The following is a 20,404-nucleotide window of genomic DNA, read 5'->3' as shown; positions in this document are numbered from 1 at the left end:
TCACATGCGGAAAATGCCAAAGCGGGTGTCGGCTATTGGTGCGTTGAGGGAGACAGAAAGGCTGAGCGCCAGAATCTCACGGCTTTTGCGCGGGTCAATAATACCGTCATCCCACAGCCGGGCGGATGCATAGAGCGGGTGGCTTTGCCGCTCGAACATCTCGATGGTGGGTCGCTTGAATTCTGCTTCCTCCTCCGCACTCCAGCTTTGCCCCGCGCGCTCCAGCCCGTCGCGTTTTACGGTCGCCAGAACGCCTGCGGCCTGTTCGCCGCCCATCACCGATATGCGGCTATTGGGCCATGTCCATAAAAAACGAGGAGAATAGGCGCGGCCCGCCATGCCGTAATTGCCCGCCCCGAAGGAGCCTCCCACCAGCATGGTGATTTTGGGAACGGAGGTCGTTGCCACCGCCGTCACCAGCTTGGCGCCGTGGCGGGCAATGCCCTCATTCTCATATCGGCGCCCCACCATGAAGCCGGTGATGTTTTGCAGGAAGACGAGCGGGATTTTGCGCTGGGAGCAGAGTTCGATGAAATGCGCACCCTTCTGCGCCGCCTCGCTGAACAGCACACCATTATTGGCAACGATGCCCACAGGGCAGCCCATGATATGTGCAAAGCCGGTGACAAGCGTTTCACCGAAACGCGCCTTGAACTCATCGAAACGGGAACCATCGACAATGCGGGCAATGACTTCGCGGATATCGTAAGGCGTCCGCAGGCTTGCCGGGACGACACCGAGAATTTCCTGCGGATCGTGAAGCGGGTCTTCCGGTGCTTGCCATGTCACGGTCTCAACCTTGCGGCGGTTGAGACCGGCCACGGCCTGTCGGGCAAGGGCCAGCGCGTGCTCATCATTTTCCGCCAGATAATCGGCAACACCGGAAAGGCGCGTATGGACATCGCCGCCGCCCAGTTCTTCGGCAGAGATGACTTCGCCGGTCGCGGCCTTCACCAGCGGCGGACCAGCCAAAAAAATCGTGCCTTGGTCTCGCACGATGATGGTAACATCCGACATGGCCGGCACATAAGCCCCACCTGCGGTGCACGAGCCCATGACCACGGCAATCTGGGCAATGCCCGCAGCACTCATCCGTGCCTGATTATAGAAGATGCGCCCGAAATGATCGCGATCCGGAAAAACCTCGTCCTGATTGGGCAGGTTCGCGCCGCCGCTATCCACCAGATAGAGGCAGGGCAGGTGGTTTTCCTCTGCGATTTCCTGTGCGCGCAGGTGTTTCTTGACGGTCAGAGGGAAATAGGTGCCGCCCTTCACCGTCGCATCGTTGCAGACGATCATGCAGTCCTGACCGCTAACCCGGCCGATGCCGGTAATCAGCCCCGCGCTCGGCACGGCAGCATCGTAAACACCGTGAGCGGCAGTGATGCCGATTTCCAGAAACGGGGAGCCGGGATCGAGCAACCGGGTCACCCGGTCGCGTGGCAACAACTTGCCGCGGGCAAGGTGGCGCTCGCGTGCCGTCTCGCCACCACCAGCCATGGCGATGTCGACGGCGTCTTCCACCGTTTTCAAGGCGGCTTCATGGGTGCTGCGATTGCTTGTGAAGGTTTCGCTGCTGGTCAGGATTGCGGATTTCAGAACGGTCATTGCGCCTGCTTCTCCATCAGCTCGCGCCCGATCAGCATCCGGCGAATTTCCGATGTCCCGGCACCGATCTCCATCAGCTTGGCATCGCGGAACATGCGGCTGACGGGCGTCTCATTCATGAAGCCTGCACCGCCCAAGGCCTGCACCGCCTGGTGCGCCACGATCATGGCTTGCTCCGAAGCATAGAGAACGCAGGCCGCTGCATCCTGTCGGGTCACCTTGCCCCGGTCACAGGCACGGGCGACCTCATACATATAAGCGCGCGCGGTATTGAGCGCCGTATACATATCCGCAATCTTGCCCTGCATGAGCTGAAAGCTGCCGATGTTCTGGCCGAACTGCTTGCGGCTCTTGAGATAGGGCATGATCTCATCCAGGCAGGCCGCCATGATGCCAGTGCCTATGCCGGACAGAACGACGCGCTCGTAATCCAGACCGGACATCAGCACCCGCACGCCTCGGCCTTCTTCGCCAAGGACATTTTCCATCGGCACTTCGACATCCTCGAAGATCAGTTCCGCCGTGTTGGAGCCGCGCATGCCCAGCTTGTCGAAATGCGGGCCGGTGGAAAAGCTTTTCATGGATTTCTCCACGATGAAGGCGGTGATGCCCCTGCTGCCAGCATCCGGGTCGGTCTTGGCGTAAACCACCAGCGTATCCGCGTCCGGCCCGTTGGTTATCCAATATTTCGTGCCGTTCAGTCGATAGTGGTCATTACGCTTTTCGGCCCGCAACTTCATGGAGACCACATCTGAACCGGCCCCGACCTCAGACATCGCTAAAGCGCCGACATGCTCACCCGAAACCAGCTTCGGCAGATATCTGGCTTTTTGCTCGTCGCTGCCGTTGAGCTTGATCTGGTTGACGCAGAGGTTGGAATGCGCGCCGTAGCTGAGGCTGACGGAAGCGGATGCGCGGGCTATTTCTTCCACGGCAACCGTATGCGCCAGATAACCCATATCCGCACCGCCATAGATTTCCGGAACGGTAATGCCCAGAAGCCCAAGGCTTCCCATCTCACGCCAAAGCTCTGCCGGGAATTCGTTTGCCTTGTCGATCTGGGCTGCAAGCGCCTTTACCCGTTCCTGCGCAAAGCGATGAACCATATCGCGCAATGCGTCGATGTCTTCGCCGAGATCAAAGCTCATGGCGTTGGTGAACATGAAACGGCTCCTCCCATTTCAGGCAACGACCAACCACTCTCCCCAGTGGCGCGACCGTCACGGCATTTCAGTCGCGAGCAGAAGGTCGCCGACGATTTGTCACCATGCTACGCCGGAATAATGTGAACTGCCAACCTCCGTGGCGTAGGAATTTGATGAGCGGGAGCAGTCGCGGTCAAAAAATCCACGCAGAATCACGCAATCGTCACTGGCTCAATCGATTATATCTGCATATGAGAACTCGCCGAACATTATTCGGAGCTATGCAAATGCGATCTGCCATTCTTTCGCCTCATTTGCGTCATGATTGCGTCCCTTTTGCACATCGATTCCTGCAATTTTGAAGACGAGATTAATTTTTCTTCATAAAAATACAGACATTCCTTGTCTTTTTGAGTGTGCGTTGCCGCAATTTTGTTGCGCTGCACCATAGCGTTTTTTGCTTGATAAGCTTTGATTTCTGTTCGGAAGGGTCTCTGGCGTCAGGGCAAACCGAGAACGCTATAAGAATAAATCAAATGTAGCTTCCTCCTCAATACATAAGGTAACACCGTTGCCTTGAAGGGCGTGGGAAGCGTTGGTGCGTTTCTTCTTGGTTGGCTGTATTTTAATATTAAAACCAGTTCTTTTGTGAGTATTTTGGGTTCGCCTGCCCGGTAAGACTAAGGCGGGGTGCCTCACAAAAAATTCAAAAGCACCAAATTCTGGTCACAGCCTTGCTGTCAGATGATACTCGAAATGACGCGCCCAACGGGTACCGACCATCGCAAAACATAAATGGAGTCCTCTCTATGAAGTCCGCGACTCGATCGGCTGTTTCGCCGCTTAGTAGCTCAGATGAATTTGATGTGAGCTTTCCGATCGGAGGAATCGCTAAACGCAGCTTTGACGTTTCGTCAGCCCTGCTAGCACTCCTCGTACTTAGCCCGATCTTTCTTATGATCATGGCTTTGGTTAAATTTTCTGACCGCGGTCCCGCATTTTACGGGCATCGTCGTGTTGGACATAACGGACGTTCTTTTCATTGCCTGAAGTTCCGCACCATGGTGATGAACGGTGATGAAGTCCTGCGACAGTATCTCTCTGCAAATCCAGACGCTGCAGAGGAATGGAAATCAACACGCAAGCTGAAGGACGATCCGCGCGTTACCGCAATCGGAACCGTTCTGCGCAAGCTCAGCCTTGATGAGCTGCCACAGCTTATCAACATCATTCGTGGTGAGATGAGTGTCGTCGGCCCCCGTCCGGTGGTTGATGAAGAGCTGAACTATTACGAAAGTGCAGCTTCTTATTATCTCAGCACACGCCCAGGCCTCACCGGCTTGTGGCAGATCAGTGGTCGTAACGACGTGTCTTATAAGGCTCGCGTCGATTTCGACACGCAGTATGTGCGCAACTGGTCGATGATGCAGGACGTGTTTATTATCGTCAAAACCATTCCAGCTGTGTGCATGTCACGCGGCAGCTATTGAACAAAATCCTTAGCTTGGCGTTTTGCAGCATTAAGATATTGCGGCCACTTTTTTGTGGCATTTGCGACCGGCTTAAAAGCTGGTCGTAATCCGGCTGCGCGCGCAGCCGTAAATATGGAGTTCAATATGGTTGGCACTGCCGCCGGATTTTCATTGAATGGTGCGTGGCGCAAGGTTCCTGCGCTTTTCATAGCGGCCTCTCTGGTCGTTATCGGTCCGCTCCACGCTTTCGCTCAGGATAATCAATACCGCCTTGGCACTGCCGACAAGCTTCGCATTCGCGTTGCGGAATGGCAGCCTGCCGATGGCACGATCCGCAACTGGGATGTCATCAACGGCGATTATGCCGTCGGTGCATCCGGTTCGCTGTCTCTTCCCTTCATTGGTCAGTTGGATGTTGCCGGCAAAACCACGGGTGAGGTTGGCGAGGAAATCGGTGCGCAGCTGCAAAGCAAGTTTGCCCTGCGCAATCTTCCGTCCGCTTCCGTCGAGGTCTCGCAGTTCCGTCCCGTGTTCCTCACGGGCGATGTTCAGCAGCCTGGCGAATATCCCTACGCACCCAATCTCACCGTCCTGAAGGCCGTCAGCCTGTCCGGCGGTCTGCGCCGGTCGGATGCCGGTCAGCGTTTTGCCCGTGATTTCATCAATGCCCGCGGCGATGCCGCCGTCTATGATGACCAGCGTGGTCGCCTTCTGGCGAGACAGGCGCGGCTTCAGGCCGAAGTCCGGGGCGACAAGGAAATTACCAAGACGCCTGCGCTTGAAAAGATCATCAATATCGATGCGCTTCTGGAAAGCGAGAATGCTCTCATGAAGTCGCGTAGCGAACGCTATACGCTTCAGTTGAAGGCGCTGACCGATCTGCGGCAGCTTCTGGAAACGGAAGTCGAATCCCTGCAGAAGAAGTCGGAAACGCAGAACCGTCAGCTTCAGCTGGCAAATGAAGACCGCGAGAAGGTCAACCGTCTGAACGAGCAGGGGCTTGCCCTTGCCCAACGACGGATTTCCGCCGAGGAGCGTGCCGCCGAGGTGGAGTCCACGCTTCTCGATATCGATACGTCTTCGCTGCGCGCCAAGCAGGATATCAACAAGGCCATGCAGGACGAGATCAATCTGCGCAATGATTGGGTCGCGCAGCGCTCCAAGGAATTGCAGGATACGGAAGCCGAATTGCAAAAGCTGAACCTGCAATTGGGAACCAGCCGTGAGCTGATTTCCGAGGCGCTTGCGCAATCGGCAGAAGCAATCCGCTTCGATCCATCGGGCAAGTCGGCAACCATCACCTACATCATCGTGCGTGAGGAAGAGGGCAAGTCCAAGGAAATCAAGGCCGATGAAACGACGTCCATCCAGCCCGGCGACGTGATAAAGGTGTCATCAGAAATTCTGATGCAGTGAGGTCGAGATGCGGATTGCCAAATCGGCACTGATCGATCCGGATAGAAACGGCCTCTACGGAACGGCGGCGGTGGCGCTGTCGTTCTTCGTGTTCGCCTATTCATCCAAGTTCGGGCAGGTCTCTATCCTCGCCTATTACGCCGTGTGGTTTCCGCTGGTGCTGGTGGATTACCGGCGCGTGCTGGGCAATTACTTCAAATATCTCTGGATTTTCGCCTTCGGAATTCTCGCCATCCTGTCCAGCTTCTGGTCGGATGCCATGTCTGTGACCATGCGTTCGTCCATTCAATATATGACGCATATCATCTGCGCGCTGATTGCCATGCGGGTGATTTCGATAAGGACACTGACGCGCGGCGCGCTGATCGGGACCATCGTCGTTCTCTTGTATTCGCTGCTGTTCGGCCTTTACCTGTTCGATGCGCTCGATGGCACGGTCAGCTTCGTCGGTGCATTCTCTTCCAAGAACCAGCTCGGGTTCTATGCGTCGCTGGGCGTCATCTTCGCCGCTTCCTCCGTGCTGGTGTTGCGACAGCGGGATATCCTGTGGCTCGGCATCGCCGGGGTCGCGGGTCTGCTGTCCGCCTATTGCCTGCTGGCATCACAATCGGCCACGTCGGTCATCACCACGGCTGCCGTGGTGGCCATGATCATCGGCTTCCTGCCCATGAACATGCTGTCTCCCGGCAATCGCAAGATGATCTTTCTGGCGCTTGTCGGTGCTGGCGGCCTCATAGCCGTGGCATCTCTGCAATTCGGGCTGCTCGATGCCATCCTCGGCATTTTCGGCAAAGATACGACCCTGACCGGGCGCACATATCTCTGGCAGCAGGGCATTGAGGCGGCCAAGGCCTCTCCCATTTTGGGTGTCGGCTATCAGGGCTTTTGGGTTATGGGCTTCTTTGATGCGGAACGCCTATGGGCCGATTTCTTCATCACCACACGCAGCGGCTTTCACTTCCACAATACCTATATCGAAACCGTCGTTGAAAATGGTTTCGTGGGAATGTTCCTGCTGGCAATCGTGCTGTATGGCACCTTGATCGGGCATCTGCGCTCAATTCTGGTGAAGAAAGACGATCCGCAAGGGCTGATCCTGTGCGCGCTATGTGCTCTCTTCGTGGTGCGTTCCTTCGTGGAAATCGACATTATCTTTGCCTATCAGATCGGCTCCTTCCTTCTCTATTACGCAGCGGGAAAGCTGACCCTACCACAGCGGGCACCCGCGAGTGCCGGGCCTTTTTCACGCATTGCCATGCGTCCCGTCGCCGGGCAGTGAGCATTTATAAAAGCCGGTTTTCCGGCTTTTTCTTTTCTCCACAAGACTCCTATGCCAGCGTTATTGACTCTTTGCTGAAATTGGAACAAAAAGTGAACAGTTGGTATTTTAGCGTGAAATGCTCCTGAAAAGTCTTGTGTCATGCATAAACGCGCAGAACAGCTTGTTGTGGAAGAATTGCGGGAAAGGCTGGAGCGGATCACGCAAGGCCCGGCCCGCCATCAGGAGATTCTGCCCTTCGGTGTTCCCGTACTCGATGACCATCTGCCCGGCGGTGGGTTGAAGCTTGGCAGCCTGCATGAGGTCAGCGGTGGCGGCAATGGCGCGGTGGATGGTGCCGCATCGGCCCTGTTTTCGGCAGGCATCGCGGCGCGTGTGAAAGGCAAAATCCTGTGGTGCGTGACGCGGCCTGATCTGTTCATGCCCGCCTTGACGCAGGCAGGCCTGTCGCAAAACCGGCTGATCATCGTGGAGTGTCGCGATGAGAAGGGCGTCTTGGATTGTTTCGAGGAAGGCCTGCGCTGCAACGGCTTCGGGGCTGTGGTGGGGGAGGTGTCGAAACTGCCGATGAACACGTCCCGGCGTCTGCAACTGGCAGCGGAAGCCTCCGGTGTCGTCGGTCTTGCCATTCGCCGCTGGCGTCATCCATCCGGTGCCGTGGAGTTTGGACAGCCAACCGCTGCCGTGACCCGCTGGCGTATTTCCGTGCGGCCCTCCACGCCACTGCCCGTGCAGGGGGTAGGGAGGGCGCGTTGGTTTCTGGAGCTTTTGCGCTGTCGTGGCGGCGAATGTGCCGATTTTGAAGTGGAAGCCTGTGATGCAAAGGGTCGTCTCGCTCTACCTGCCGACATGGTCGACGGATCGATATCGCAGGGCGCTTGGCAAACAAGCGCCAGCGCTTGATCGTCCGGTTGTCATGATCGCCAGACAGGGAAGCCGCCGCGTTATCGCGGCGCAGGATGTGGCCGCGACCGCTGCCGGTTTGCGGCTCGGCATGCCCGTCAGCAAGGCGCAGGCCATCATTCCAGGACTCATCGTTGAAGAGTTGCAGGCAGCCGACGACGCCAAAGCACTGCGCGATCTCGCCTTCTGGTTCCTGCGCATCTATGCGCCCATCGTCGCGCCAGACCCACCCGACGGTCTGGTGCTGGATACGACAGGCGCAGACCATTTGCATGGCAACGAGCAGCTGATGCTGACCGGCATGGTCAATCGCTTGCACGGGCTTGGCTTTACCGCACGCGCTGCGATTGCCGATAGCTGGGGCGCGGCGCATGCGCTTGCCCGTTTCGGGAAAGAGCCTGTGACCATCGTGCCGCAACATGGGGCCACAGCCGCCCTCGCAGCATTGCCCTTGGCAGCACTGCGCCTTGAACCAAGGGTCGTAGCCGACCTGAAAGTGCTGGGTTTTCGCACCATTACAGAGCTGATGGCGACGGCGCGCGCGCCGCTCACCTTGCGGTTCGGCCCGGAAATCGGCCGCAGGCTGGATCAGGCCCATTGTCTGCTGTCAGAACCCATCGAACCGATCCGCATCCCGGAACTGGTCGAGGCCTTCCGCTTCTTTGCCGAACCCATTTCCGCTGTCGAGACCATCGCACGATACACCGAAAAGCTCGTTCGCCAGCTTTGCATCGGGCTTGAAAAACGCGGCCTTGGCGCCCGGCGTGTCGATCTGGTGCTGCACCGGGTCGATAGCGGCTTGCAGGCCATCCGTGCGGGAACGTCGAAGCCGGTTCGCGATGTCAAACAGCTCACCCGCCTTTTGTGCGACCGGATCGATACGATCAATCCCGGTTTCGGCATCGAGAAAATGACCCTGACGGCAACCCATGCGGAAGCGCTGGTGCTGGGTCAGGCCCGCTCTACCCTGCTGGACGATGTAAAAGCCGATATTGGTGAAACCGTCGATGTCATCATCAACCGCGGCCACAAGGTATATCGTTATACCGCTGTCGCCAGCGATGTGCCGGAACGTTCCGTGCAGATGGTGGCCGCCCAATCTGCCGATGATACCCTCGGCTGGCCGGACCACTGGCCACGCCCGGTGCGCCTTTTTGCCCGCCCGGAACCGATCCAGACCATGGCGCTGCTGCCGGACCATCCCCCCAAAAGCTTCACCTGGCGCGGCATCCGCCGTCTGGTAAAGCGCGCCGATGGGCCGGAACGCGTGTTCGGCGAATGGTGGAAACGCGACCGCGAACAGGCCGCCGTTCGCGATTATTTCACGGTGGAGGATGAGAGCGGCGAACGTTTCTGGATTTTCCGCTCTGGCGATGGCGAGCACGCCAATACCGGCTCCCAGGGCTGGTTTTTGCACGGGCTATTCGGATGAGCGACCATTACGCCGAACTTCAGGTGACGTCGCATTTCTCGTTTCTGCGAGGCGTCAGCTCCTGCGAGGATTTGTTCGCGCAGGCGAAAGCCCTCGGCATCGAGGCGCTGGGCATCGTGGACCGCAACAGCCTCACAGGCATCCCGCGCGCCCATGAAGCGGCAGAAAAAACCGGCATCCGGCTTGTCGTCGGGTGCAGGCTCGACTTGGAAGATGATATCTCCGTGCTGGTCTATCCCACCGATCGCGCCGCCTATGGCCGGCTGTGCCGTCTGCTCACCCACGGCAAAAAAGATGCTGCAAAGGGCAAGTGCGATCTGAGGTGGAGCGATCTTGTCACCTATGGCGAGGGGCTGCTGGTCATCCTCTTGCCGGACCTTGTGGATGACCTTCTATCCATTCGGCTGCGGCGCTTGAAAGCGGATTTCGGTGATCGCGCCTATGTGGCGATGAGCCTGCGCCGCCGCCCGAACGATCATGTGCGCCTCTATGATCTCTCGCGCATGGCGGAGCGCATTGGCGTCGCCACCGTCGTTACCAATGACGTGCTGTTTCACGAATTGGAACGCCGCATGTTGCAAGATGTCGTGACCTGCATCCGCCACAATTGCACCATCGACGATGCCGGTTTCCGGCGGGAGCGACACGCCGACCGCTATCTGAAACCGCCGCAGGAAATGCACCGGCTGTTTTCCGCCTATCCTGGCGCTCTCAGTCGAACGCTGGAGATTGTGCGAAGGTGCACGTTTTCGCTCAAAGAGCTGAAATATCAGTACCCGGATGAACGTCAAATACCGGGCTTGAGCGCGCAGGAAGCGCTTGAACAATACGTCTGGGACGAAGTGCCGGTACGATATCCCGATGGCCTGCCGGAAAAGGTCAAAAATATTCTCAAACATGAGTTGGCGATTATCGCCAAGAAGAAGTACGCGCCCTATTTTCTGACGGTCAATGCCATCGTCCGTCAGGCACGGAAGATGGAAATTCTCTGTCAGGGGCGGGGTTCGGCGGCCAATTCCGCCGTTTGTTACGTGCTTGGCATTACCGCCATCGATCCAAATGAAAGCGATCTTCTGTTCGAGCGTTTCGTGTCGGAAAATCGTGACGAGCCACCGGATATCGATGTCGACTTCGAGCATCAGCGGCGCGAAGACATCATACAATGGATTTACGGCCATTATGGACATGACAAGGCAGCCCTGTGTTCCGTCATCAGCCGATATCGCGGCAAGGGTGCCATTCGCGATGTCGGCAAGGTACTGGGCCTGCCGGAAGACCTGACCAAGCTCATGTCCTCGCAAATCTGGTGGTGGACCGAAGATGCCGGTGAGAAGGAGGCGAAGGACCTCAACATCAACCTCAATGACCGCCGCGTAAAACTGGCTTTCGACCTTGCAAGGCAACTCATCGGCACGCCGCGCCATCACAGCCAACATCCCGGTGGTTTCGTGCTGACCCATGACCGACTGGACGAACTCGTCCCCATTCTGCCCGCCGCCATGGATAACCGGCGCATTATCGAATGGGACAAAGATGATATCGAGGTTGTTGACTTCATGAAGATGGATTGCCTCGCACTAGGCATGTTGTCCTGCATGCGTCGAGCTTTCGATATGCTAACGGTTCGAAAAGGCGAGAAATTTGAGCTAACCAGCATCAAGAATGACGATAAGCCAACTTATGACATGATCTGCAAGGCTGACACGATAGGCACCTTCCAGATCGAAAGTCGCGCCCAGATGTCCATGCTGCCGAGGCTGAGGCCGCAGGAACTCTACGACCTCGTCATTCAGGTGGCGATTGTGCGGCCCGGTCCTATTCAGGGCAATATGGTCCACCCCTATCTCAAAAGGCGGCAGGAAAAAGCGCAGGGGAAAACAATCGAGTATGAACATCCCATGCTCAAACAAGTCCTTTGGAAGACGCTGGGTGTCCCGCTCTTTCAAGAACATGCCATGCGGCTCGCGATTGATTGTGCGGGCTTTTCTGCCAATGAAGCCGATCAGTTAAGGCGGGCAATGGCGACCTTCAAGAATGTCGGAACGATTGCCAATTTTGAAAGTAAATTGATTGGCGGGCTTATCAAGAACGGTTTCGCACCGGAATTCGCTGAACGTCTTTTCGCACAGATCAAAGGCTTCGGCAGCTACGGTTTCCCTGAAAGCCACGCCGCCTCCTTCGCCCTGATCGCCTACGCGTCCTCTTGGGTAAAATGCCACCACCCTGATATTTTCTGCGTCGCGCTGCTGAACTCCCAACCGATGGGCTTCTATGCCCCCGCGCAATTGGTCCGCGATGCGCAAAATCACGGTGTCGTCGTGCGCCCGGTCTGCATCAACACCAGCCGTTGGGATTGTGCTCTGGAAGAAAAAGTCGGACCGGAACGCAATGCCGTGCGGCTCGGCATGTGCCTGGTCAAGGGCCTGTCCAACAAGCGCGCGGGCGATATCATCGCGTGCCGTGAGGACCGGCCATTTGTTTCCATCGATGATCTGTGGCGTAGGGCCGGTGTTCCCGTCGATGCGCTGGTTGCCCTTGCCGAAGCCGATGCGTTTCTGCCATCGCTTGGCCTCTCCCGCCGTCAGGCTCTGTGGGCCATCAAGGCGTTGCGGGATGAGCCGCTGCCTTTGTTTGCGGCGGCGGCCACGCGCCAGAATAGCGTGATTGCGGAACTGAGCGAGCCGGAGGTTGCCCTGCGGCCCATGACGGCTGGCGGTGAGGTGGTGCAGGATTACGGCCATGTCGGCTTGACGCTGCGCCAGCATCCCATGGCGTTTTTGCGCGACGATCTTTCCCGGCGGCGCATCACCACCTGTGCGCAGGCCGTCAATTCGAAAGACGGACGCTGGCTGGAGGTAGCGGGGCTGGTGCTGATCCGCCAGCGGCCCGGCTCGGCCAAGGGCGTCATCTTCATGACGCTGGAGGATGAGACGGGCATTGCCAATGCCGTGGTCTGGGTCAAAACCTTCGAGAAATTCCGCCGCGTCATCCTTTCGGCGGGGATGGTTGGCATCTACGGCAAGCTCCAGCGCGAAGGCGAGGTCGTGCATCTGGTCGCCCATCGCGTCACCGATCTCTCGGATGTGCTGAAAAGCGTCGGCGAAAGGGAGGGGCCGTTTCCGCTGCCGCATGGGAGGGGCGATGAGTTCCATCACGGCATTCCGCCGGAAGACCGACGTCGCCTGCCGAAACGATCAGACATTCAGGACGATGGAGACGACCACATCACCGTCAAAGGCCGCAATTTTCATTAAGGCTTCGGATGCTCACTCCGCGATAGCATTCTTGATCCGGTCCTTGCCAACCAGAATGACCTGTCGCATGGCTTTGATGGCAGCGTCTTCGTCCCGGGCCGCAATGGCATGGACGATGCGCAGATGATTGGACGCAATCTCCGAAATCGTCTCTGGCGAAGCGGCGGGCGAGGACAGCTGGAAGGAAATGGCCAGTGCCGCCTCGATCAGGCCGCTGGCAGAGCGCATGAACGGGTTGCCGGAAATACGCGCGACCGCCAGATGGAAATCCAGATCGACCTTGGCGATGGTTTCCGGGGTGTGGTTCAGATTATCGAACTGCGCAGCGATGGTGTAGAGCGAGACGATGTCTTCGCTGGAGGCATGGCGGGCGGCAGCCGCTGCTGCTGCGGGCTCCAGCGCCAGCCGGATGTCGGCCAGATGATTGATGAATTCAGGGTCCAGCCCGGCGTCGCAGCGCCAGCCCAAAACGTCGGGATCGAAGAAATTCCAGCTGGATTTTTCCAGAACGCGGGTGCCGACCTTGGCTTTGGGCTCCACAAGGCATTTGGCCGCCAGCGTTTTCATGGTTTCCCGCAGCACGGTGCGCGAGACGCCGAAGCGCAGGGAAAGCTCCGCATCATTCGGCAGAAGCGAGCCTTCAGGAATGCGACCGGAGACGATGGCGCTGCCGAGTTCAGCCACGACATGCGCGTGGCTGCTACGCCGCTTTCGTCCGGTAATCGTGGTTTCCAGCAGCCCCAATCAATGCCTCCGCTTCCGTTATGCCGGATGTCCCCCGGCCAATCGTCTGTTTGAATACCAGATGATTGTGCGTTGCAACACGATGAATATGAACAATAGTATGCCGATGACGATTTTCGTCCACCAGGAGGAAAGCGTGCCTTCGAAAACGATATAGGTCTGGATAAGCCCCTGTATCAGCAGGCCGATGAAGGTGCCTGCCACCAGCCCTGTGCCGCCCGTCAGCAAGGTGCCGCCGATAACCACGGCTGCGATGGCATCGAGTTCCACGCCCACCGTCGCCAGCGAATAGCCCGACGAGGTGTAGAGCGTGTAGACAATGCCCGCCAGCCCCGAGAGAAAGCCCGAGAGAGCATAGATGCCAATGATCGTCTTGCCGATGGGAACGCCCATCAGTTCCGCCGATTGCTGGTTGCCGCCGAGTGCGTAGATATTGGCGCCAAAGCGCGTGCGGCTTGCGACGAAAATCCCAACGGCAAAGACGATCAGCATCAGAATGGCCAGCGCCGTCAGCCGCCCACCGCCGGGAAAGCGGAAATAGAAGCCCTGAATGGCATCGATGACGGGATGCGAAATCGGCACCGAGTCGGTCGAGATGAGATAGGCCGCACCGCGCGCCAAAAACATGCCCGCCAGCGTCACCACGAAGGGCGGGATCGTCAGAAAGCGGATCATCGCGCCCATCAGGCAGCCGAACAGGGTGGAGATAACCAACACGGCAGCAAAGGCCACCAGCGGGTGGACATTATAGGTGCCGACCAGCACGGCCACGAACACGCTGGCAAAGGCAATGACCGAGCCGATGGAAAGGTCGATGCCGCCGGAGAGGATGACGAAGGTCATGCCGACAGAGGCGATGCCGAGAAAGGCATTGTCCGTCAGGAGATTGCCAACGACGCGGGTGGAAAACATCGCGGGATATTGCATGACGCACAGCACATAGGCGACGATGAAGACCGCGAGTGTCGTCAGAAAGGGTAGGTTGCGGGTGTGGATCATCGCGCGGCTCCCTCATGGTTCACGGGTTTGGCGTGCGGGGCAGGGCCATCCGGTTTGCGCGATCTTGCAAAGCCGATGAAGGTGCCGATGGCAGGGGATTGCAGTGTCAGCACGACGATGATGATGCCCGCCTTGATGATGAGGTTGAACTCTGGCGGAAAGCCGGACACGAGAATGCCTGTGTTGATCGTCTGGATAATCAATGCGCCGATCAGCGAGGCCGTGATGGAAAAACGCCCGCCATTCAGCGATGTGCCGCCAATGACCACCGCCAGAATGGCATCCAGTTCCAGCCAAAGCCCGGCATTGTTGGCATCCGCACCCCTGATATCGGCTGTCACGATCAAGCCCGCGACGGCGGCGCAGAGGCCTGAGACGGCGTAGACGAAGAACAGAAGGAAGCGGGCTCTAACACCGGCAAGCGCTGCGGCGCGGCGGTTGACGCCGGTCGCTTCGATGAGAAAGCCGAGCGCCGATTTGCGCACCAGAATGCCGATCAGCAAGGCGGTCAGCACCCAGATGATGATCGGCATCGGAATGCCCGCAAAGGAGCCGGAACCGAGGGCGGAAAAGCTGTCATTGTTGAAGGTCAGAATAACGCCTTCAGTAATCAACTGGGCAATGCCGCGCCCCGCGACCATCAGAATGAGGGTGGCAATGATCGGCTGAATATCGAGGATGGCGACGAGAATGCCGTTCCAGATGCCGCAGACAATGCCGACAGCCAGCGAAACGACAATGACGACCGGGATCGAGTGGCCACCGCTGATCAACATCGCCGCAACCGCGCCACAGATGGCAATGACTGCGCCAATGGAAAGGTCGATGCCCTTGGTGGCAATGACCAGCGTCATGCCTATGGTCAGCAGCGCCACGGGTGCGGCGCGCACCAGAATGTCGATGATGCTGCCATAGAGACGTCCGTTCTGGAACGAGACGTTCAGAAAGCCGGGCGAGATGGCCGCGATGGCGCCAAGGATGATGACGAGGGCGGCGAGTTGGGGTGCCAGCCGTTTCAGGCGCTTGGTGACAATATTCATCATGCGGCCTCCGTTCTGGCGGCACTGGCAATGGCTTGCATGATGTTGTCAGCCGTCACGTCTTCTCCCTTGAGTTCGGCCACATGTCGCCTGTCGGACAGAACGATCACGCGGTGCGCCACAGCCGTCAGCTCTTCCAGTTCCGACGATATGACGATGAGCGACATGCCTTGCGAACAGAGCCGCTCGATCATTTTCAGGATTTCCGCATGCGCCCCGATATCGATGCCGCGTGTGGGTTCGTCGAGAATGAGCAGGCGTGGATCGGTTGCCAGCCAGCGTGCGAGGATAGCTTTCTGCTGGTTGCCGCCGGACAGAAACTTGATCGGCCGTTCGCGATCCGCCGGGCGGATGTCGAGCGATTTGATGAAGCCATCCGCCAAGGTGGCTTTTTGCTTGTGCGAGAGCGGGCGCATCCATCCCTGCCGGGCCTGCAGCGCAAGGGCGATATTATCCGCCACGGAAAAATCACCGATAATGCCGTCCGTCTTGCGCTCTTCCGGGCAAAAGCCGAACCCGTTGTCGATGGCCGCTTCTGGCGAGGTGATGGCAACTGTCTTTCCATCGATGCTCGCTTGTCCGCCATCCGGCTTGTCGATGCCGAAAAGAAGGAACGCCGTCTCGCTGCGGCCCGAACCCAACAGACCGGCAATGCCGACGACTTCGCCGGGGCGGACATCGAGATCGAAGGGCTCAACGCTGCCGCGCTTTCCGTAACCGGTAAAGCGAATTGGGGCTTCGCCTTCCACCACGGTTGCTTCCGGGGCCTGGCGATCATGCGTCACGCTTTGCAGCTCCCGGCCCAGCATCATGGAAATAAGCTCGCCGCGCGGCAGCTCGGAAATGGTGCGGGTGCCGACAAGCTTGCCGTTGCGCAATACCGTCACGCGGTCGGCAATGTCGTAGACCTGGTTGAGGAAGTGGGTGATGATGACGATGCCCAGCCCCTCGGCGCGCAATTGCCGCAGCACGGTAAACAGCATCTCGACTTCGTGGTTGTCGAGACTGGCCGTAGGCTCGTCCAGCACCAGCACCTTGCCGGAGAGATCGACGGCGCGGGCAATGGCGATGATCTGACGGATCGCGACCGAATAGCTGGAAAGCAGCGCATCGACATTGATCGAAAGTCCGTAACGCGCCAGAAGCGTCTGCGATCTCATGCGCATTTCACGCCGGTCGATTAGGCCGAAACGGCGGGGCTGTCTGCCGAGAAAGAGGTTTTCGGCAACGGTCAGGTTCTCGAGAAGATTGACCTCCTGATAGACGGTGCCAATGCCGAGGTTCTGTGCTTCTGCGACATTCGCAGGGGAAATTTCGCTTCCCTCCAGGCGGATCGTGCCGCGATCCCGGCTGTAGACACCGGTCAATATTTTGATGAGCGTCGATTTCCCAGCACCGTTTTCACCGAGCAGCGCATGCACTTCACCGTGGTTGAGCGATATGTCGATATTATCGAGAGCAGCGATGCCGAGGAAAGATTTTCCAATGGCGCGCGCTTCCAGAAGGGGGCTGGCTTCGGACATGGTATTTTCCTGCACGGATAGTAAGGAAGGAACGGCGGTTGCCCGCCGTTCCCGAAGTCGAAACCGGCTTAGTAGCCCAGTCCCTTCTTCTCCTCGTAAACCTTCATCGGGTCATCAGACGCGGTGTAGAGTTTAGATTCCGTCTGGATCCACTTCTTCGGCTCCTTCTTGTCCTTCAGATAAGCGTCGAGCGCATCGAAGGCAGGACCGGCCATGTTCGGTGTCAGTTCAACAGTTGCGTTAGCTTCACCGGCTGCCATGGCTTTGAAGATATCAGGAACGGCATCGATGGACACGACCTTGATATCCGTGCCGGGCTTCAGGCCAGCTTCCTTGATAGCCTGGATTGCGCCAACGGCCATGTCGTCATTGTGGGCGTAGACTGCGCAGATATCCTTGCCGCCGCCTTCAGCCTTGATGAAGCTTTCCATGACTTCCTTGCCCTTGGTGCGGGTAAAGTCACCGGTCTGCGAACGAACGATCTTGATGTTGGCATGCGATGCGATGCCTTCCTCGAAGCCCTTCTTGCGGTTGATCGCAGGCGAAGAACCAGTCGTGCCCTGAAGCTCTACGACCTTGCAATCCTTGGAGCCGACATCCTTGGCCAGCCATTCACCGGCAACCTTGCCTTCATGGACCTGGTCGGAGGTCACGGCAGTCAGATACAGGCTGTCGGGAGCCTCAATCTGACGGTCGAGAAGAATGACAGGGATCTTCTCTTCCTTGGCTTCTTTGAGAACGGCATCCCAGCCGGTAGCGACGACGGGTGCGATGAAGATCGCATCGACGCCCTGCGCGATAAAGCCTCTGACAGCCTTGATCTGGTTTTCCTGCTTCTGCTGCGCATCGGCGAACTTCAGCGTGACGCCGCGCTTTTCGGCCTGCTGCTTGGTAACGGTCGTTTCAGCCGCGCGCCAACCGGATTCGGAGCCGATCTGCGAGAAGCCAACGGTCAGAGATTTTGCGGAAACGCCTGATGCCAGACACACAGAAAAAGCGACAGTAACTGCCGCAATTGCTTTTTTCATCTTATATCCTCCCAGAGATGAATTCGGCTATGACGAGACCGATATGAGCATATAGTATTACCTTTGAAAAGGTGCTTTTCAGTAATTTCTCATGTTGATTTCGCCGCGGAAACGCAGGAAAATGGAATTTATTGTTATTTTACAATAAAATTAGAGGCCAAAATATTTTCATATGGCTGAACGGATCGGTCTGAGGCTTTACTTGACAAGGCCTTTCCTCACAAAATAGTAATATGAATACCGAGCGCTGATCCGGGGCATTGACCGTTACAGGCATTTGTCGCAGATGAGGGCGGGGCAAAAGAATAATTCAGGGCGGAAATTTCGTGACAATCGTCATCGACTGTTTTCAGAAGACGGGTCTCCTGGGGCGATGTCCTCAGCTGGACGTGGTGCGTGCGCCTGCCCGCCGGGCTCTTTTCTCTGCCGCTCATCACAAGGTCGTCGCAATCCTGTTGTCGTACCCATTCGCCACTTTCGGCTGGAGACCAAAATCATGAAAGACTCGAACAACCTACCCGCAACTCAAGGCAAGGGCGGTAAGCTGCGTTCGCGCGCTTGGTTCGATAACCCTGACAATGCGGATATGACGGCGCTTTATCTCGAGCGCTACATGAACTTCGGCCTCAGCCAGGCGGAATTGCAGTCGGATCGCCCGATCATCGGTATCGCCCAGACGGGTTCCGACCTGTCGCCCTGCAACCGTCACCACCTTGAGCTTGCCAACCGTCTGCGCGAAGGTATTCGCGAAGCCGGCGGTATCGCCATCGAATTCCCTGTTCACCCGATTCAGGAAACCGGCAAGCGCCCGACCGCTGGTCTCGACCGTAACCTTGCCTATCTCGGCCTCGTGGAAGTGCTCTACGGCTATCCGCTCGACGGCGTCGTGCTGACCATTGGCTGCGACAAGACCACGCCTGCCTGTCTTATGGCGGCGGCCACCGTCAACATTCCGTCCATCGCTCTGTCCGTCGGCCCGATGCTGAACGGCTGGTTCCGTGGCGAACGCACCGGTTCGGGCACCATCGTCTGGAAGGCCCGCGAACTTCTGGCCAAGGGCGAAATCGACTATGCCGGCTTTGTGAAGCTGGTTGCGTCTTCGGCCCCATCCACGGGTTATTGCAACACCATGGGTACGGCGACGACGATGAACTCGCTGGCCGAAGCACTTGGCATGCAGCTGCCGGGCTCTGCCGCCATTCCCGCGCCGTACCGCGACCGTCAGGAAATTTCCTACCTTACCGGTCTGCGCATCGTTGAAATGGTCAAGGAAGACCTCAAGCCTTCCGATATCATGACGAAGGACGCCTTCATCAACGCCATCCGCGTCAACTCTGCTATCGGTGGTTCCACCAACGCGCCAATCCACCTGAACGGTCTGGCCCGCCACCTCGACGTCGAACTGACGGTCGATGACTGGCAGACCTACGGCGAAGAAGTGCCTTTGCTGGTCAACCTTCAGCCTGCCGGCGAATATCTTGGTGAAGATTATTACCACGCAGGCGGTGTTCCAGCTGTCGTCAACCAGTTGATGACGCAGGGTCTCATCAAGGAAGACGCGATGACGGTGAACGGCAAGACCATTGGCGACAACTGCCGTGGTGCCATCATCGAAGACGAAAAGGTCATTCGTCCGTTCGATCAGCCGCTGAAGGAGCGTGCAGGCTTCCGTGTTCTGCGCGGCAACCTATTCTCGTCGGCTATCATGAAGACCAGCGTTATCTCGCCTGAATTCCGCGAGCGTTACCTGTCCAACCCGAACGATCCGGAAGCCTTCGAAGGCAAGGCCGTGGTGTTCGATGGACCGGAAGATTACCACCACCGTATCGACGATCCGTCGCTCGGCATCGACGCCAACACGGTTCTGTTCATGCGCGGTGCGGGCCCTATCGGTTACCCGGGTGCGGCAGAAGTCGTCAACATGCGTGCGCCGGACTACCTGCTCAAGCAGGGCGTCACGTCGCTTCCCTGCATCGGTGACGGTCGTCAGTCCGGCACATCGGGCAGCCCGTCCATCCTCAACGCATCGCCGGAAGCGGCTGCCGGTGGCGGTCTCGCCATCCTTCAGACCGGCGACCGTGTTCGCATCGACGTTGGCAACGGCAAGGCAGACATTCTGATTTCTGCCGAAGAGCTGGCCAAGCGTTATGAGGCCCTGTCCGCATCTGGCGGCTACAAGTACCCTGACCACCAGACCCCATGGCAGGAAATCCAGCGCGGCCTCGTCGGCCAGATGGAAACCGGCGCAGTTCTGGAAAATGCCGTCAAGTACCAGCGCATTGCCCAGACCAAGGGCGTGCCCCGCGACAACCACTAAGGTTACGAAAAGAAGGGGGCTTCAGCGAAGCCCCCTTCGTCATCCTCGGGCCTGTCCCGAGGATCTAACGAGCCACAAGATCAAACGTGGTTAGATGCTCGGGACAAGCCCACTACTGTCCGGTTTAAACTCACACCCATTGCATCACCATCTGGTCTTTGTGCTGATTGGTGCTGGGTGGTGGTTTGAGAAGGCTGTCTGTTCGTTTGCGATGCATGAGGTTGGCGCGCACGAGGCGGGCGAA

14 protein-coding genes are annotated in these 20,404 nt (G+C 58.0%); 7 read left to right on the top strand and 7 right to left on the bottom strand.

Features of this window, described 5'->3' with window-relative positions:
* Window positions 1–1,608, bottom strand: a complete 1,608-nt coding sequence (locus tag ABUK73_RS06045) for a carboxyl transferase domain-containing protein (RefSeq protein WP_353576483.1) — start codon at window positions 1,606–1,608, stop codon at window positions 1–3.
* Window positions 1,605–2,771, bottom strand: a complete 1,167-nt coding sequence (locus tag ABUK73_RS06040; protein ID WP_353576482.1) for an isovaleryl-CoA dehydrogenase — start codon at window positions 2,769–2,771, stop codon at window positions 1,605–1,607. The genes ABUK73_RS06045 and ABUK73_RS06040 overlap by 4 nt, the downstream gene beginning before the upstream one ends.
* Before the next feature lie 791 nt (window positions 2,772–3,562).
* On the opposite strand from ABUK73_RS06040, the gene ABUK73_RS06035 reads away from it, so the two are divergent.
* The 6 genes from ABUK73_RS06035 to ABUK73_RS06010 all read left to right on the top strand — a co-directional run bounded on the left by ABUK73_RS06035 (window position 3,563) and on the right by ABUK73_RS06010 (window position 12,509).
* Entirely contained in the window at window positions 3,563–4,243 is a 681-nt protein-coding gene (locus ABUK73_RS06035; protein ID WP_113089122.1) for a sugar transferase, read from the top strand.
* A gap of 126 nt (window positions 4,244–4,369) precedes the next feature.
* Entirely contained in the window at window positions 4,370–5,641 is a 1,272-nt protein-coding gene (locus ABUK73_RS06030; RefSeq protein ID WP_113089158.1) for a polysaccharide biosynthesis/export family protein, read from the top strand.
* 7 nt (window positions 5,642–5,648) lie between these two features.
* Window positions 5,649–6,920: an O-antigen ligase family protein gene (locus ABUK73_RS06025; protein WP_353576481.1), complete on the top strand. Its 1,272-nt coding sequence runs from the start codon at window positions 5,649–5,651 to the stop codon at window positions 6,918–6,920.
* A gap of 141 nt (window positions 6,921–7,061) precedes the next feature.
* Window positions 7,062–7,823, top strand: a complete 762-nt coding sequence (locus tag ABUK73_RS06020) for an ImuA family protein (protein WP_353576480.1) — start codon at window positions 7,062–7,064, stop codon at window positions 7,821–7,823.
* Window positions 7,738–9,255 carry a Y-family DNA polymerase gene (locus ABUK73_RS06015; protein WP_353576479.1) on the top strand — a complete coding sequence of 506 codons (1,518 nt, stop codon included), beginning with the start codon at window positions 7,738–7,740 and terminating at the stop codon, window positions 9,253–9,255. Before ABUK73_RS06020 ends, ABUK73_RS06015 begins: the two co-directional genes overlap by 86 nt.
* The gene (locus ABUK73_RS06010; protein WP_353576478.1) at window positions 9,252–12,509 is read left to right on the top strand and encodes an error-prone DNA polymerase; all 3,258 of its coding nucleotides are present in this window, start codon (window positions 9,252–9,254) and stop codon (window positions 12,507–12,509) included. Before ABUK73_RS06015 ends, ABUK73_RS06010 begins: the two co-directional genes overlap by 4 nt.
* A gap of 12 nt (window positions 12,510–12,521) precedes the next feature.
* On the opposite strand, the gene ABUK73_RS06005 is transcribed toward ABUK73_RS06010, so the two are convergent.
* The 5 genes from ABUK73_RS06005 to ytfQ form a co-directional block, all read right to left on the bottom strand.
* Complete coding sequence (locus ABUK73_RS06005; protein WP_353576477.1) at window positions 12,522–13,253, bottom strand: FadR/GntR family transcriptional regulator; 732 nt, start codon at window positions 13,251–13,253, stop codon at window positions 12,522–12,524.
* Between the two features lie 18 nt (window positions 13,254–13,271).
* A complete protein-coding gene (yjfF, locus tag ABUK73_RS06000; RefSeq protein WP_113089128.1) occupies window positions 13,272–14,252 on the bottom strand; it encodes a galactofuranose ABC transporter, permease protein YjfF in 981 nt (326 codons plus the stop codon).
* Window positions 14,249–15,292 (bottom strand): ABC transporter permease, encoded by a 1,044-nt coding sequence (locus tag ABUK73_RS05995; RefSeq protein WP_454892336.1) that lies wholly within the window; start codon window positions 15,290–15,292, stop codon window positions 14,249–14,251. The genes yjfF and ABUK73_RS05995 overlap by 4 nt, the downstream gene beginning before the upstream one ends.
* Window positions 15,292–16,815 (bottom strand): sugar ABC transporter ATP-binding protein, encoded by a 1,524-nt coding sequence (locus ABUK73_RS05990; protein WP_353576475.1) that lies wholly within the window; start codon window positions 16,813–16,815, stop codon window positions 15,292–15,294. The genes ABUK73_RS05995 and ABUK73_RS05990 overlap by 1 nt, the downstream gene beginning before the upstream one ends.
* Window positions 16,816–16,883: 68 nt before the next feature.
* Window positions 16,884–17,843, bottom strand: coding sequence for a galactofuranose ABC transporter, galactofuranose-binding protein YtfQ (gene ytfQ / locus ABUK73_RS05985; RefSeq protein WP_353576474.1), 960 nt, complete (start codon window positions 17,841–17,843; stop codon window positions 16,884–16,886).
* A 496-nt stretch (window positions 17,844–18,339) separates the two neighbouring features.
* Between ytfQ and ABUK73_RS05980 the strand changes: the two genes are divergently transcribed.
* On the top strand, window positions 18,340–20,160 hold the full coding sequence (locus ABUK73_RS05980; RefSeq protein WP_353576473.1) for an IlvD/Edd family dehydratase: 1,821 nt from the start codon (window positions 18,340–18,342) through the stop codon (window positions 20,158–20,160).
* Window positions 20,161–20,404 lie beyond the last annotated feature (244 nt).

Source organism: Agrobacterium vacciniicorymbosi, assembly GCF_040427045.1.
In the GTDB taxonomy this organism is placed as follows: Bacteria; Pseudomonadota; Alphaproteobacteria; order Rhizobiales; family Rhizobiaceae; genus Agrobacterium.
This window is presented reverse-complemented; position numbering and strand designations above follow the sequence as displayed.

Coding starts and splice junctions, on each gene's coding strand:
- ABUK73_RS06045 (WP_353576483.1), bottom strand. CDS start 1,608: ATGACCGTTCTGAAATCCGCAATCCTGACCAGCAGCGAAACCTTCACA.
- ABUK73_RS06040 (WP_353576482.1), bottom strand. CDS start 2,771: ATGTTCACCAACGCCATGAGCTTTGATCTCGGCGAAGACATCGACGCA.
- ABUK73_RS06035 (WP_113089122.1), top strand. CDS start 3,563: ATGAAGTCCGCGACTCGATCGGCTGTTTCGCCGCTTAGTAGCTCAGAT.
- ABUK73_RS06030 (WP_113089158.1), top strand. CDS start 4,370: ATGGTTGGCACTGCCGCCGGATTTTCATTGAATGGTGCGTGGCGCAAG.
- ABUK73_RS06025 (WP_353576481.1), top strand. CDS start 5,649: ATGCGGATTGCCAAATCGGCACTGATCGATCCGGATAGAAACGGCCTC.
- ABUK73_RS06020 (WP_353576480.1), top strand. CDS start 7,062: ATGCATAAACGCGCAGAACAGCTTGTTGTGGAAGAATTGCGGGAAAGG.
- ABUK73_RS06015 (WP_353576479.1), top strand. CDS start 7,738: ATGCAAAGGGTCGTCTCGCTCTACCTGCCGACATGGTCGACGGATCGA.
- ABUK73_RS06010 (WP_353576478.1), top strand. CDS start 9,252: ATGAGCGACCATTACGCCGAACTTCAGGTGACGTCGCATTTCTCGTTT.
- yjfF (WP_113089128.1), bottom strand. CDS start 14,252: ATGATCCACACCCGCAACCTACCCTTTCTGACGACACTCGCGGTCTTC.
- ABUK73_RS05995 (WP_454892336.1), bottom strand. CDS start 15,292: ATGAATATTGTCACCAAGCGCCTGAAACGGCTGGCACCCCAACTCGCC.
- ABUK73_RS05990 (WP_353576475.1), bottom strand. CDS start 16,815: ATGTCCGAAGCCAGCCCCCTTCTGGAAGCGCGCGCCATTGGAAAATCT.
- ytfQ (WP_353576474.1), bottom strand. CDS start 17,843: ATGAAAAAAGCAATTGCGGCAGTTACTGTCGCTTTTTCTGTGTGTCTG.
- ABUK73_RS05980 (WP_353576473.1), top strand. CDS start 18,340: ATGAAAGACTCGAACAACCTACCCGCAACTCAAGGCAAGGGCGGTAAG.